Annotated in this window: 13 protein-coding genes; 1 reads left to right on the forward strand and 12 read right to left on the reverse strand. The window is 69.7% G+C overall.

The window, feature by feature from the left end:
• Window positions 1-61: 61 nt before the first annotated feature.
• On the reverse strand, window positions 62-1,111 hold the full coding sequence (locus BRESU_RS12365; RefSeq protein WP_013269893.1) for an Mrp/NBP35 family ATP-binding protein: 1,050 nt from the start codon (window positions 1,109-1,111) through the stop codon (window positions 62-64).
• A gap of 86 nt (window positions 1,112-1,197) precedes the next feature.
• Here BRESU_RS12365 and miaA point away from each other — a divergent pair, with 86 nt between their 5' ends.
• Entirely contained in the window at window positions 1,198-2,079 is an 882-nt protein-coding gene (gene miaA, locus BRESU_RS12370) for a tRNA (adenosine(37)-N6)-dimethylallyltransferase MiaA (protein WP_013269894.1), read from the forward strand.
• Here miaA and lpxB read toward each other — a convergent pair.
• The 11 genes from lpxB to uppS are packed head-to-tail and all read right to left on the reverse strand — an operon-like array spanning window position 2,033 to window position 13,467.
• The gene (gene lpxB / locus BRESU_RS12375) at window positions 2,033-3,202 is read right to left on the reverse strand and encodes a lipid-A-disaccharide synthase (protein WP_013269895.1); all 1,170 of its coding nucleotides are present in this window, start codon (window positions 3,200-3,202) and stop codon (window positions 2,033-2,035) included. The genes miaA and lpxB overlap by 47 nt on opposite strands.
• Window positions 3,199-4,044: a UDP-2,3-diacylglucosamine diphosphatase gene (gene lpxI, locus BRESU_RS12380; protein ID WP_013269896.1), complete on the reverse strand. Its 846-nt coding sequence runs from the start codon at window positions 4,042-4,044 to the stop codon at window positions 3,199-3,201. The genes lpxB and lpxI overlap by 4 nt, the downstream gene beginning before the upstream one ends.
• Complete coding sequence (lpxA, locus tag BRESU_RS12385; RefSeq protein ID WP_013269897.1) at window positions 4,041-4,826, reverse strand: acyl-ACP--UDP-N-acetylglucosamine O-acyltransferase; 786 nt, start codon at window positions 4,824-4,826, stop codon at window positions 4,041-4,043. Before lpxA ends, lpxI begins: the two co-directional genes overlap by 4 nt.
• A complete protein-coding gene (gene fabZ / locus BRESU_RS12390) occupies window positions 4,823-5,299 on the reverse strand; it encodes a 3-hydroxyacyl-ACP dehydratase FabZ (RefSeq protein WP_013269898.1) in 477 nt (158 codons plus the stop codon). Before fabZ ends, lpxA begins: the two co-directional genes overlap by 4 nt.
• Window positions 5,300-5,303: 4 nt before the next feature.
• On the reverse strand, window positions 5,304-6,302 hold the full coding sequence (gene lpxD / locus BRESU_RS12395; RefSeq protein WP_041762571.1) for a UDP-3-O-(3-hydroxymyristoyl)glucosamine N-acyltransferase: 999 nt from the start codon (window positions 6,300-6,302) through the stop codon (window positions 5,304-5,306).
• A gap of 13 nt (window positions 6,303-6,315) precedes the next feature.
• A complete protein-coding gene (locus BRESU_RS12400) occupies window positions 6,316-6,906 on the reverse strand; it encodes an OmpH/Skp family outer membrane protein (RefSeq protein WP_013269900.1) in 591 nt (196 codons plus the stop codon).
• 32 nt (window positions 6,907-6,938) lie between these two features.
• Window positions 6,939-9,410 carry an outer membrane protein assembly factor BamA gene (bamA, locus tag BRESU_RS12405; protein ID WP_013269901.1) on the reverse strand — a complete coding sequence of 824 codons (2,472 nt, stop codon included), beginning with the start codon at window positions 9,408-9,410 and terminating at the stop codon, window positions 6,939-6,941.
• Between the two features lie 29 nt (window positions 9,411-9,439).
• Window positions 9,440-10,657, reverse strand: coding sequence for a M50 family metallopeptidase (locus BRESU_RS12410; RefSeq protein ID WP_013269902.1), 1,218 nt, complete (start codon window positions 10,655-10,657; stop codon window positions 9,440-9,442).
• Window positions 10,658-10,694: 37 nt separating this feature from the next.
• On the reverse strand, window positions 10,695-11,891 hold the full coding sequence (gene dxr / locus BRESU_RS12415; protein ID WP_013269903.1) for a 1-deoxy-D-xylulose-5-phosphate reductoisomerase: 1,197 nt from the start codon (window positions 11,889-11,891) through the stop codon (window positions 10,695-10,697).
• Window positions 11,888-12,712, reverse strand: coding sequence for a phosphatidate cytidylyltransferase (locus BRESU_RS12420; RefSeq protein ID WP_013269904.1), 825 nt, complete (start codon window positions 12,710-12,712; stop codon window positions 11,888-11,890). The genes dxr and BRESU_RS12420 overlap by 4 nt, the downstream gene beginning before the upstream one ends.
• Window positions 12,712-13,467 carry a polyprenyl diphosphate synthase gene (gene uppS / locus BRESU_RS12425; protein ID WP_013269905.1) on the reverse strand — a complete coding sequence of 252 codons (756 nt, stop codon included), beginning with the start codon at window positions 13,465-13,467 and terminating at the stop codon, window positions 12,712-12,714. Before uppS ends, BRESU_RS12420 begins: the two co-directional genes overlap by 1 nt.
• Window positions 13,468-13,472: the final 5 nt, after the last annotated feature.

Consider the following 13,472-nt stretch of genomic DNA (forward strand, 5'->3'; position numbering starts at 1 on the left):
GAAAGTCTCGCTCGGGGATTGATACCGACAAGGTGGCCGTTTGCGTTGCCTTTGAAAACCCTCAGAGGCCGAGTTTTTGCGCGACCGCCGCGGCGATGGCGTCGAACCGATCGGCGACGTCGCCGGATGTCAGGGGCGCGCCCGCATCGCCCGCCTCCCGGACCGAGGCCTCCAGCGGCAGATCGCCGAGGAAGTCGACGCCCAGACGGCCGGCCTCCGCCTCCGCCCCGCCGCGTCCGAAGACCGGGCCGGACATGTTCTCGATCAGGCCCAGGGTCGGGACGTTGACACGCTGGAACAGGGTGTGGGCGCGGCGGGCATCGGCCAAAGCGACCTCCTGCGGGGTCGAGACGATAACGGCCCCGTCCAGCGGGGTCTTCTGGATCAGGGTCAGCTGGACATCGCCGGTGCCGGGCGGCAGGTCGACGACGAGGACGTCCAGCGGCTGATCCTCTGTGCCCCAGCGGGTCTGGGTCAGCATCTGGGTCAGGGCCTGCGACGCCATGGGGCCGCGCCAGACCATGGCGTCCTCCGCCTTCGTCAGCAGGCCGACGGACATGGCCTTCAGCCCGTGGGCGCGGTGCGGGACCATGGCCCCGTCGACATAGTCCGGCTTGCCCGACAGGCCGAGCATGGTCGGCAGGCTGGGGCCGTGGACGTCGGCGTCGAGGATGCCGACGCTCAGGCCCCGCCGCGCCAGAGCGGTAGCCAGATTGACCGAGACCGTGGACTTGCCGACGCCGCCCTTGCCGCTGGCGACGGCCAGGACGCGACGGACATGGGCCGGGCGGTCGGTGGGCACGGGGGCCTTCGCCCGGGTCTGTTCGACGGCGGCGGGCGACAGGGAGGCCTTGCGGGCGGCGGGGGCGGTCTCGGCCGTCAGGATGACGGACACACGCGCCATGCCGGGCATGGCCTTGAGTGCCGCCTCGGCCGCGTCGCGCACCGGGGCATAGGCGGCGGTGCGGTCGGCGGGCACCTCGATGACGAAGCCCGCGCGATCCTCCGTGACCGTCAGGCCCTTCGGCACCCCCGCCTCGACCAGGCCCCGACCCGTCGCGGGGTCGGGGATGGCGTTCAGGACGGCTTCGACGGCGGCACGATCGATCAAGACGGACTCGGGGGCTGTTGCGGGGCCATGGTTGCAGGCCCGGGACGCGCGTTCTATCGCCAACCCCTGCCGCAAGCGAGCGTCCCGTGCCCCGACCGTCCATCACCCTGATCGCCGGACCGACCGCCTCGGGCAAGTCGCGGCTGGCGCTGGAGATCGCCGCGCGGACGGGGGCCGCCATCGTCAATGCCGACAGCCAGCAGCTGTATGCCGACCTGCGCATCCTGACCGCCCGGCCGTCGCCGGAGGAAGAGGCGCAGGCGCCGCACCACCTGTACGGCACCGTCGATGCGGCCGAGGCCTGGTCGGTGGGGCGCTGGAGCCGGGCGGTGATGCCGCTGCTGGAAACGCTGCGTGCCGAGGGTCGCCCGGCGCTGATCGTGGGCGGCACGGGCCTGTATTTCAACGCCCTGATCAAGGGGTTGGCGGACATTCCCGGTGTGCCGATGGAGGCGCGCGAGGAGGCGACGGCGCTGTACGACACCGAGGGCGAGGCCGCGTTCCGTCTGCGGCTGACGACCTTCGATCCACCGGCCGAAGCCGCCATCGAGGCCGGGGACCGCCAGCGCCTGACGCGGGCCTATGCCGTGGCACGGGCGACGGGGCGCTCGCTCAGCGACTGGCGCGCCTCGACCCGGCCGCTGCTGGAGCCAGGCACCTACGACCGGCGGGTGATCGAGCCGGACCGGACGGCCCTCTATGCCGCCTGCGACGCGCGGGTGGTGACGATGCTGAAGACCGGCGCGCTGGATGAGGTCCGTGCCCTGTCGGCGCGCGGGCTGGAGCCGGCCCTGCCCGCCATGAAGGCCGTGGGCGTGCGCGAGCTGGCGGCGCATCTGGCGGGCGACCTGACACTGGCGGAGGCGACCGTCGCCCTGCAGCAGGCCACGCGAAACTATGCCAAGCGCCAGCTGACCTGGTTCAGGAACCAGTGCGCGGACTGGCCGAGACACCGTCCAGAAGGCTGAGGACGGTGTCCGCCGCGATCTCCGACGGATCCCGCCCTTCCCGGCCCATCCTGTCGAGGGCGGCGGTCTGGCGGGCAGACTGGTCGGCGCGGGCGGCGGGGTCGTCCAGCAGCCGGGCCAGTTCGGCGGCGAAGCGATCGGGGGTCGCGTCGGTCTGGATCAGCTCCCGGGCGATCTCGGCGTCGGCGGCGTGGTTGAACAGGGTCGCGTACTTGCCGGTGAAGAAGGGCTTCATGATCGCATAACTGACCGGCGCGAACCGGTAGCCGATGACCATGGGCACGCCGGCCAGAGCCAGCTCGGTCGAGACCGTGCCGCTGGTGGCGAGGGCCACGGTGGCGGCCTTCATGGCGGCGTACTTGTCCGTCTCGGTCACCAGATGGGCGCGGAAGGGCCAGGCGGCGACGCGGGCGGTGACGTCGGCGGCGACCGTGCCGGCGGCGACCACGGCGATCTGCAGGTCCGGACGCTCGGCCTTCAGGCGCGCGGCAGCCGCCTCATAGACGGGCGTCATCAGGCGGATTTCACCCGGTCGGCTGCCGGGCAGGATCAGCAGCAGGGGCGCATCGAGCGCGATCCCGCGCGCCGCCCGGAAGGTGACCGGATCGGACGCGGTCATATCGACATGAAGCGCCTGCGAGCCGACGACCGTGGTGGGCAGGCCCTCGGCCTCGAACCAGGGCGCGTCGAAGGCATAGAGGGCCAGCAGGTGGTCGACGGCGGCGGCCAGCGTCTTCGCCCGGCCCGGGCGCGAGGCCCAGACCTGGGGGCCGACATACTTGACCAGCTTCACGTTCGGCAGGGCGGCTCGGATGGCCTTGGCGACGCGGATGGTGAAGCCCCAGCTGTCAATCAGGACGACGGCATCGGGCCGTTCGCGCACCGCCATGGCAACGGTGTCGGCCACGCGCGCCTTGACCCGACCATAGGCCCGCAGGCCCTCGAGCCAGCCCAGGACCGACAGTTCGGCGATGTCGAAGGGGCTGACGATGCCCTGCTCGGCCAGGCGGGGACCGCCGATGCCGACCAGTTCGACGCCGGGGTTCCGCGCCTTGATGGCCGAGGCCAGGCCCGCGCCCAGGGCGTCGCCGGAGGCCTCGGCTGCGACCAGCATCACCTTCATGACCGCGTCTCGCCCCAGACGAACAGGCCTAGCCGGTCAGCCGTATCAATGATTGATTTCCTGTCGATCAGGATCAGATGGTCCGTGAGGCCGCCGATGCCCGCGAGGCCGGCGGCCGCCGCCATCTCGACCGTGCGGGTGCCGATGACCGGCATGTCGACCCGCAGGTCCTGAATGGGTTTGGGGGCCTTGCCCAGCGCGCCCTTGCGGGCCGACGGGGAGCCCCGGAGATCGGCGGGAAGCTCCGCCACCCGCGACAGCATGGCGTCCGTGCCCTCCTGGGCCTCGACCGCCAGCACCAGACCGTCGCAGACGACGGCCCCCTGACCGATGTCCAGTTCGCCTGCCTTTTCAGCGACGTGAAGCGCCTTCTTCAGATCCGAAAGGTGTTCCGGGGTCGGCGTGATCGCGCCCAGAGCCCCGCCCGGCAGGGTCTCACCGCCCAGAATGTCGTCGGCCCCCTCGACGCCATATCCCTCGGTCTCGAAGACCGACAGGATCTTGCGCAGCAGGGCGTCGTCGCCCTTCGTCGCCGCCGCGATGATCCCGGGCAGGACCGAGGCCCCCTTCAGGTCGGGTTTCAGCCGCTTGAAATCGGGGCGGCTGACGGTGCCGGCCAGGCAGACGGCCGCGCACCCCTGTTGCTTCAGCGCCTTCAGGATCCCGCCGATCTCGGCCATGCCGAAGGTCGCGCCGGGCCAGCGATCCAGATGGTGATCGGCGAAGCCGTCCAGCCGCACGATGAACAGCGGCCGCCCCTCCTCGTCGCAGCGTCGGGCGATCGCATGGGGCAGTTCGCCGCCGCCCGCGATCAGGCCCAGCTTGCCCGCTTCGCCGGTCATTCGCCCGGCAGACAGAGGGGGCGTCTGGCGTCGGCACGGATGAAGGCGACGATCTCCATGATCTCGGGCAGGTCGGCATAGGTCGCCTCGACCCGGTCCAGCCGGTCCGCGAAGACGCCGTCCCCCTCGAACAGCTCGCGGAACGCGGCCAGCAGCCGGCGCACGGCATCCTTGCCGTAGCCCTTCCGCTTCAGCCCGATCAGGTTCAGCCCGTGCAGTTGCGCGTGATTTCCCCAGGCCGAGCCGTAGGGGATGACGTCGCGGGTCACGGCGGCCAGGCCTCCGACGATCGCGCCCTGCCCGACCCGACCGTTCTGGTGCACGGCGCACAGGCCGCCGAGGAAGACCCGGTCGCCGATCTTCGCGTGGCCGCCCAGGGTCGCCTGGTTGGCCATGACCACATGGTCGCCGACGACCGCGTCGTGGCCGACGTGGGCCCCGGTCATGAACAGGCCGTGGGAGCCCACGCGGGTCACGCCCGATCCCTGCGGCGTGCCCCGGTTGAAGGTGCAGTGTTCGCGGATGGAATTGTCCGCGCCGATCTCCAGCCGTACCGGCTCGCCCCTGTAGCCGTTGTGCTGGGGGTCGCCGCCGATGACGGCGAAGGGATGGATGACGGTGCGTTCGCCGACGCTGGTGTCCTGCTGGACAACCACATGACTGACCAGGTGAACGCCCGCCGCCAGGGTCACGCCCGGCCCCACGGTGCACCAGGGACCGATCACGACGTCGTCGGCCAGACGCGCCGACGGATCGACGATGGCGCTGGGGTGGACGGTCATGTCGCGGGCTGGTCGACCTTGACCACCATGGCCATGAACTCGGCCTCGGCCGCCAGCTTGCCCTCGATGAAGGTCTCGCCGCGGAACTTGTAGGCGTCACCCCGGGCGCGGGTCACCTTGACCTCCATGCGCAGCTGGTCGCCCGGACGCGCGGGCTTCCTGAACCGCACCCCGTCGATCGACATGAACATGATGACCTTGTCGGCCACCGCGACGTCCAGGGTCTTGGACATCAGCAGCGCGCCGGTCTGGGCCATGGCCTCCACGATCAGGACGCCGGGCATGACCGGGTCGATCGGAAAATGGCCGGGAAAGAACGGCTCGTTATGCGTCACGTTCTTGATGCCGACGATCGAGGTCGCGGGCACGAAGGCCTCGGCCTTGTCGACCAGCAGGAACGGATAGCGATGCGGCAGGCGCCGCATCACCTCGGCATAGTCGATCTTGATGTCGTCGGTCGTCGGGTCGGTCACGCACTCAGTCCTTCTTGCGATTGACCTGTCTGGCAAGCCAGACGGCCTCGCGCAAGAACTGACGGATCGGTTTGGCCGGATAGCCGGACCAGGTCTCGCCCGCCGGAATGTCGGCCAGCACGCCGGCACCGGCCGCGACGCGGGCCCCCTCGCCGATGGCGATGTGGTCGCCGATCCCCGCCTTGCCGCCGAACATGACGTTGTCGCCGACGGTGACCGATCCGGAAATGCCGGTGTGGGCAGCGATCAGGCAGCTGCGGCCGATGATGCAGTTGTGGCCGATCTGGACCAGATTATCGATCTTGGTGTTCTCGCCCACGACGGTGTCGCCGTAGGCCCCCCGGTCGATGCAGGTGTTGGCTCCGATCGTCACGCCGTCCTGCAGGATGACCCGACCCAGTTGCGGGATGTCCACCGGCCCGCCGGCAGCCCCGGCGGCCCCGAATCCGGCCTCTCCGATCCGCGCCCCGGCATAGATCTTCACCCGGTCCCCGATCAGGGAGAAGCCGATCGTCGCGCCGGACCCGATGACGCAGTCCCGTCCGATCTGGACGCCCGGGCCGATGACGGTGTTGGCCCCGATCCGGGATCCCCGCCCGATGCGCGCGCCGATGCCGACGACCACGCCGGGCTCGAGCACGACCGTATCGTCCTCGCAGACGTCGCTCGGACCAGCGGCCTCCAGCAGGATCGGGCGGTGGAGATGCGCCGCCACGCGGGCCCAGGCGGCCTGGGCCTCACGCGAGACGATCACGGCGGCCCCGGCGGGGACCGCGTCCACGGCCGACGGCGGCACGATGACCACCCCGGCGCCGGAGGCGGACAGGGCCGCGGCGAACTTGCGGTCGGCCATGAAGGCCAGGGACCCGGCGTCGGCCTCGGCGAGGGGGGCCACGCGGGTCACGGCGACCTCCGAACGGCGAACGACCTCGCCACCCGTCAGGGCAGCGAGGTCGTCCAGGCCGAGCGGAGCCGACGTGGTGAAGAACCGGGCGTCGGGCATCATGCCAGAGGCCTTACTGGGCCTGCTGGACGGGCACCGGCAGGCGGTTGAAGCTGAGCGTCGGCAGCTGCGTGTTCAGGCGCTCGATGACCGTGTCGGTCACGTCCATGGCGGGGTTCATGATGAAGACGCTTTCGCGGTCCAGCAGGATGCCGCAGCCGCGCTCCTGATAGACGGCGACCAGAATGGGCTCGACCGCGGCCGAGATCAGGCGGCGCTGTTCCGACAGGGTGTAGCGCAGCTCTTCCTGGCGGGTCTGTTCCAGCGTCTGGGCTTCCTGGATGCGCTGTTGCAGGGCCGTGCGGCGCGAGCCGTCCGGATCGGCGGCCTGGCCACCCTGCTGCAGGGCCGTGATTTCGGTCTGGATCGTCGTGCCGTAGGGGGCGAGTTCACCCTGCACTTCGGTTGCCAGCTGTTCGACGCGGGCCTGGACGGCCTGGCCGACGGTCGACTGGGCCAGCAGGCGCTGGTTGAAATAGACGCACACGCCGGGGATGGCCGGGCCGGGGTTCTGCGGACCGGCGGTCTGGGCGGAGGCGGCGGTAGGGGCGGCGGTGGCGACGAACGAGGCCAGGGCGACGGCGCCGAGAGCGAGGAGTTTCATGGGTAACCTTATGGAGGCCGGAACGGCCCGGCTTAGAACTGGGTGGAGGTGGAGAAGCGGAAGGTTTCGGTGCGGTCGTATTCTTCGGAGCTGAGGATCTTGGAGAAGTCGAATCGGATCGGTCCGACCGGCGCTCTCCAGTGGACGCTGAGGCCGACGGACGCGCGCAGCGACAGGTCGTCCGCGACGCAGGAATCGCCGATGACGGCACCGTCGGGACAGGCGCTGGACAGGCCCGTGGTCGCGTTCAGCGTATAGCGGTCGTCGAGCACGCCCAGGGTCCCGACGTCGGCGAACAGCGACGTCTTGATCCCGTACTGTTCGGGCAGGCCGTTGGGCAGGGTCAGCTCGACGCTGCCGACGGCGTAGAAGTTGCCGCCCAGGGCGTCGTTGGTGGCCAGGTCGCGGGGACCCATGCCGGCGTTCTCGAAGCCGCGGAAGGTGTTGCCGCCCTTGAAGAAGCGATCGTTGATGCGGATCGCGTCGCCGGCCCAGCCGGAGACATAGCCGGTCGATCCGGTGACGGTGACGATCCAGCTGGGCGTGATGCCGTAGTAGACCGACGATTCGATCTCGGTCTTCACATAGTTCACGTCGCCACCCAGGCCGGCCACGTCCTGACGCAGAGACCCGGTCCAGCCGCGCGTCGGACGGATCGGATCGTTCCGGCGATCGACCAGCAGGGTGTAGCCGACCGAGGAGTTGAGCGAGGCCCCGATCTGTTCGCACAGCGCGGCCGAGCCCTGTCCACCGCCCGAGCAATAGCCCGTCGGGACGATGATCTCGTCGTCCTTGATGAAGTAGCGCGTCGCCAGGCGGCTGTAGCCGTTCAGCGGATAGGTCAGGCGCAGGCCCGCGCCGGTCGAGCGGTAGTCGAACGAGGACTCTTCCTGGAAGTCATAACGCGAATGGAACAGGTCGAAGCCCGCGCCGATGTCACGACCCAGGAAGCGGGGCTCGGTGAAGCGGAAGTCGATCTGCTGGCGCAGCGAACCCCATTCGACGCGCGCGACCACGTTCTGGCCCCGGCCACGGAAGTTCCGCTCCGAGATGCCCAGGTTGACGACGAAGCTGTCGACCGAGCTGAAGCCCGCGCCGACGGACAGTTCGCCGGTCGGCTGTTCCTGGACGGTGACGTTGACGATCGAACGGTCGGGCGCGGAGCCGCGCTGCTCCTCGATGGTCACATCTTTGAAGAAGCCCAGACCCCGCAGGTTGTTGCGCGACCGCTCCACGAGGGTGCGGTTGAAGGCGTCGCCTTCGGTCAGCAGCAGTTCGCGCCGGATGACCGGGTCGACGGTGCGGGTGTTGCCGATGATGTTGATGCGGTCGACGTAGACGCGCTGGCCCTCGGAAATGTTGAAGGTCACATCGACGGTGTCGGTGTCGGGGTTGGCCCGGTAGGTCGGGTTGATGTCGACGAAGGCGTAGCCGGCCGAACCGGCCGCGAAGGTCAGCGCGTCGACCGAACTCTCGATCTTGTCGCTCTCGTAGAGGTCGCCCGACTGGATCGGCAGCAGCAGCTTCAGGAAGTCCGCGTTCAGGCGGTCGTTCTCGGTCACCACGTCGATGGTGCCGAAGTTGTAGCGGTCGCCCTCGTCCACCGTCAGCGTCATGCCGAAGGCGCTGTCGTCGGGCACCAGCTCGGCCACGGCCGAGGTGATGCGGAAGTCGTAGTAGCCGCGGTTGGTGTAGAACTTGCGCAGCTGCTCGCGGTCGTAGTCGAGGCGGCCGGGGTCGTAGTTGTCGTTCTTGGTGAACAGGCGGTACCAGGCCGATTCCTTGGTGACCATGACCTCGCGCAGCTCGGAATCCGAGAACGCCTGGTTGCCCAGGAAGGTGATGGCCTGAACGCCGGTCTCGGGGCCCTCGTCGATCTCGAAGACGACGTCGACGCGGTTCTGCTCCAGCTGGACCAGCTTGGGCGTGACGGTCGCCGAGATCCGGCCGGACAGGCGATACAGCTCGATCAGCTTGCCCACGTCCTCCTGGACCCGGGCCCGGGTGTAGATGCCGCGCGGCGAGATGGTGACCTCTTCGCGCAGCTTGTCCTCGTTGATCGCGCTGTTCCCCTCGAACACCACCTGGTTGATGATGGGGTTCTCGACGATGCGGACGACCAGGTCACCGTTTTCCTGCAGCCCGATCTGGACGTCGGCGAACAGCTGGGTCCGCGTCAGGGTGCGGATGGCGACGTCCAGAATGACCGGGTCGATGGTGTCGCCCGGCTGGATCGGCAGATAGGACAGGACCGTGGTCTGGTCGATCCGCTGGTTGCCCTGCACGAGGATGCGGTTGACCACACCGGTCTCGGTCGGCGGTGCCGTCGGCGCCTGGCCGGTGGCCTGGAGCTGACCGGGCTGGACGTTCGGCGCCGGGGGTGCCGTCTGGGCCAGGGCAGGCCCGGCCGCCATCAGGGCGATCAGGCTGGCGGTGGCGACGAATCCGCTCCGCAGGGGTCTGTCGGCCGAAGGGTGGGCGGCGCGCGGGTCGTTCAGGATCATTCGGGAAACCAAAAAGGGCTGGCGTCGGCTCACGAGACGAGCCCGCCCAGGAATTTGAACAGGTTCAACTTCTGCAGGTCGTTCCAGGTCGCGAACAACATCAAACCCGCCAGCAAAGCAAGACCGACCCGATACCCCGCCTCCTGAACGTTGGCCGCCACGGGTTTTCTCGCCACAGCCTCATAGGCGTAGAAAACCAGATGACCGCCATCCAGAACCGGGATGGGCAACAGGTTTAGAAAGCCGATTCCGATCGAAAGTATGGCGGCAAAGCTCGTCATCGTCAGAAGCAGGTTGATCGTCATGGCCAGCGGGTCCGGATTGGCGGCGACCGCCGCATTGGTCAGGGCCCCCGAAGCCTTGGCGATGCCCAGCGGCCCGCTGAGCTGATCGCCGTTCTCGCGGCCGGTGAAGATGCGGCCCAGATAGCTCAGGGTGGTGCCGAGGATGTCGCCGGTCTGGCGCACCCCCTGCCCCACGGCCTCCAGCGGATTGTAGCGGATCTGCCGGGTCTCGGCGGCCGTCGACGACAGCATCAGGCCGATGGTGCCGACGCTGACGCGCCCGGCCACGGGGTCTTCCCGGGTCACACGGGCCGGGGTGGCCACGATCTCGACCGGGCGGCCGGCGCGCTCGACCGTGAAGCGGATGGGATCGCCGCTGGACAGATTGACCTTGCGCACGACCTCGCCCGCGTCCTCGACCGGCTTGCCGTTCATTTCGGAGATGAGGTCGCCGTCGCGGAAGCCCGCGGCGGCGGCCGGCGAGCCGGGCACGACCTGGGCCACGCGGGCGGGCCGCAGCTCGACGCCCACCAGGGAAAACAGCACGGTGAAGATGACGATCGCCAGAACGAAGTTCGACACCGGTCCGGCGACGATGATCAGCATCCGCTGCCAGATCGGCTTGAAGTGGAAATAGTCGCGCTCGGCGCCCACGCCCTGCTCGGCCACGATCTCGCGCTTCAGCGTGTCCAGACCCCGGCTGTCGGGCACGCTCGAGGCGTCCATGTCGCCGGAGAACTTCACATAGCCCCCCAGCGGCAGCCAGCCGACGCGCCATTCGATGCCGTGGCGATCCGTGCGGCTGAACAGGGCCTTGCCGAAGCCGATGGCGAACCGGTCGACCTTCACGCCAAAGGCGCGGGCGACCAGGAAGTGGCCGAGTTCGTGGATCGTGACGATGACCGTCAGGACCAGCAGGAACGGCACGACCGTCATCAGGATCTGCGCCAAGGCGTTCAGCATTCGCTCGTCGTCCCCGTATCCCGTGCGCGAGACGCCATCAGGCGGCGATCGCCAAGTCCTGGACGATCCCGACCGCGACGCGACGGGCGTCCGCATCGAGGGCCAGGGCCCCGGCGCACGCGTCGTCGTAACCGGAAATCGGCCCCGCCTTCGTCATCCGATCAAGCGTTTCGGCGATGACTGCGGCAATATTGAGAAAGGCCAGACGACGGTCAAGAAAGGCCAGGGCCGCGACCTCGTTGGCCGCGTTGAAGATGGTGGGCGCGCCGGCGCCCGTTTCGAGCGCTTCACGCGCCAGTCGGAGGGCCGGAAACCGGACCGGATCAGGGGCTTCGAAGGTCAGTCTGCCCATGGCCGCGAGGTCCAGACGGGGCGCCGGCCAGTCCAGCCGCTCGGGCCAGGCCAGGGCGCAGGCGATCGGCGTGCGCATGTCGGGAGGGCCCATCTGGGCGAGGGTCGACCCGTCGACGAACTCCACCAGACTGTGGATGATCGATTCCGGGTGGACGACCACGTCGATCTTCCCGGCCGGCATGCCGAAGAGATAGGCGGCCTCGATCATCTCCAGGCCCTTGTTGGCCATGGTGGCGCTGTCGACCGAGATCTTGGCCCCCATGCTCCAATTGGGATGGGCCACGGCCTGCTCGGGCGTCATCGACGCCATCGCCTCGCGCGAGGTGGTGCGGAACGGTCCGCCCGAGGCGGTCAGGATCAGCCGGGCGACATGGTCCGGCGTCTCTGCCGGGAAGACCTGAAAGATGGCGGAGTGTTCGGAATCGACCGGGATCAGACGGCCGCCATGGGCCCGGACCCGCTCGATCAGGCTGGCGCCGCAGCAGACCAGGCTCTCCTTGTTGGCCAGGGCCAGGGTCGCGCCGGTCGCCGCCGCCGCCCAGGCGGACTTCAGGCCCGCGGCGCCGACGATGGAGGCCATGACCAGATCGGTGGGACGTGTCGCCGCTTCGATCACGGCCTGCTCTCCGGCCGCCACGGCGATCCCGGTGCCGGCCAGGGCGTCGCGCAGGGCCTCCAGCCGGGCAGGATCGGCGGTCACGGCGACCTCGGGCCGCCAGCGTCGTGCCTGTTCCGCCAGCCGCTCGATATTGGCCCCGCCGGTCAGGGCGACGACCTCGAATTCGGCCGAGCCGGCCGCCTGGCCGTGCACCATCAGGTCCAGGGTCGAGGTCCCGACCGAGCCGGTGGAGCCCAGAACGCTCACGCGCCGCCTGATCATGCGCCACGCTCCAGCAGCAGCACGCCCAGCCGTCCGGCCGCCACGACGACGATGGCGAACATCAGTCCGTCCACCCGGTCCAGCAGCCCGCCGTGGCCGGGGATCAGCTTGCCCGCATCCTTGACGCCGAAGCGCCGCTTGAGCGCCGATTCCCACAGGTCGCCCGCCATGGTGGCCAGGGCGCCCGCCAGCCCCAGCAGGCCGCCCCAGACGGCGGTCAGCGGGTCCATGTCCAGCCAGGCCGCGATGGCGGCGCCGGCGCACACCCCGGCCAGCAGTCCGCCTACGAAGCCGGACCAGGTCTTGTTCGGCGAGAACCGGGGCCACAGCTTGGGCCCGCCCAGCAGGCTGCCGAAGACATAGGCGGCGATGTCGGAGGCCCAGGTCACCGCCAGCACGAACACGGTCCAGTGCAGGCCCGAGGCATCGTCGGCCTGGCCGTTGCGCAGCCAGATGACCAGCACGGCCGGCCAGCCGAGGTAGAGGACGCCATAGGCGGCATCCAGCGCCTCCTGCCCCCGTGCCCGGGCGTAGAGGGCGGCCGCGACCGCCCCGAACACCAGAAGGACCAGCGACAGCGACAGCTGCTGGGCATGGACCGTGAGGATCGCGCAGAGCAGCGCCAGGAAGACCGCCGTGCCGGTCGCGCGCCAGGCCCTGGGCGCGCTCATCATCGCCCATTCGGCGGACAGCAGGGCCGCGGCGACGACCAGCAGGGCGAGGAACCAGGGCCCGCCCAGCCAGGTGGCGAGACCCGCCGCCGGCGCCAGAACGATCGCAGAGGCCGCGCGAAGCCCGATGTCGCGCACCCGCATGGCCATCAGCCGACCGCGAGCGCGGGGGCGACCGTGACGGCACCGAAGCGGCGATCGCGCGCCTGATACTGGCGCACCACGTCGGCCAGGGCCTCCGGCCCATAGTCGGGCCACAGCACGTCCTGATAGACGAGCTCGGCATAGGCCGCTTCCCACAGCAGGAAGTTGGACAGCCGCTGCTCGCCCGAGGTGCGCACGATCACGTCGACCGGCGGGGATCCGGCCGTGGACAGCCCTGCCCCCAGCATGGCCTCGTCCAGCGGGCCCGTCGCCTGACCCGCCAGGACGCGGTCCACATGGGCCTGGGCCGCATCGACGATGTCGGCCCGGCCGCCGTAGTTGAAGGCCACCTGCAGCAGGAATTTGTCATTGTGCGCGGTCGTGCGCTCGGCCCGCTCGACGATGGCGTCGATGTCGCTGGGCAGGCCCGTCCGGCGGCCCAGCACCCGGACCCGCACGCCTTCACGCGCCAGCCGGTTCAGGTCACTGGACACATAGGAGCGAACCAGACCCATCAGGTCGGACACCTCCTCCACCGGGCGTCGCCAGTTCTCGGTCGAGAAGCCGAAGACCGTCAGGCAGTCGATGCCGAAATCCGGAGCCGCCTGCACCGTGCGCTTCAGCGCCTGCACGCCCTCGCGATGGCCCATGGCACGCGGCAGTCCCCGGGCCTGCGCCCAGCGACCGTTGCCATCCATGATCAGAGCGACATGCCGGGGCCCGATCTCAGAGGCTGGCAGACCGCCGGGTTGGGCCGTCATCAAAA

This window comes from Brevundimonas subvibrioides ATCC 15264 (assembly GCF_000144605.1).
Taxonomy (GTDB): domain Bacteria; phylum Pseudomonadota; class Alphaproteobacteria; order Caulobacterales; family Caulobacteraceae; genus Brevundimonas; species Brevundimonas subvibrioides.

Coding starts and splice junctions, on each gene's coding strand:
- lpxB (WP_013269895.1), bottom strand. CDS start 3,202: ATGAAGGTGATGCTGGTCGCAGCCGAGGCCTCCGGCGACGCCCTGGGC.
- lpxI (WP_013269896.1), bottom strand. CDS start 4,044: ATGACCGGCGAAGCGGGCAAGCTGGGCCTGATCGCGGGCGGCGGCGAA.
- lpxA (WP_013269897.1), bottom strand. CDS start 4,826: ATGACCGTCCACCCCAGCGCCATCGTCGATCCGTCGGCGCGTCTGGCC.
- lpxD (WP_041762571.1), bottom strand. CDS start 6,302: ATGCCCGACGCCCGGTTCTTCACCACGTCGGCTCCGCTCGGCCTGGAC.
- BRESU_RS12400 (WP_013269900.1), bottom strand. CDS start 6,906: ATGAAACTCCTCGCTCTCGGCGCCGTCGCCCTGGCCTCGTTCGTCGCC.
- bamA (WP_013269901.1), bottom strand. CDS start 9,410: ATGATCCTGAACGACCCGCGCGCCGCCCACCCTTCGGCCGACAGACCC.
- BRESU_RS12410 (WP_013269902.1), bottom strand. CDS start 10,657: ATGCTGAACGCCTTGGCGCAGATCCTGATGACGGTCGTGCCGTTCCTG.
- dxr (WP_013269903.1), bottom strand. CDS start 11,891: ATGATCAGGCGGCGCGTGAGCGTTCTGGGCTCCACCGGCTCGGTCGGG.
- BRESU_RS12420 (WP_013269904.1), bottom strand. CDS start 12,712: ATGGCCATGCGGGTGCGCGACATCGGGCTTCGCGCGGCCTCTGCGATC.
- uppS (WP_013269905.1), bottom strand. CDS start 13,467: ATGACGGCCCAACCCGGCGGTCTGCCAGCCTCTGAGATCGGGCCCCGG.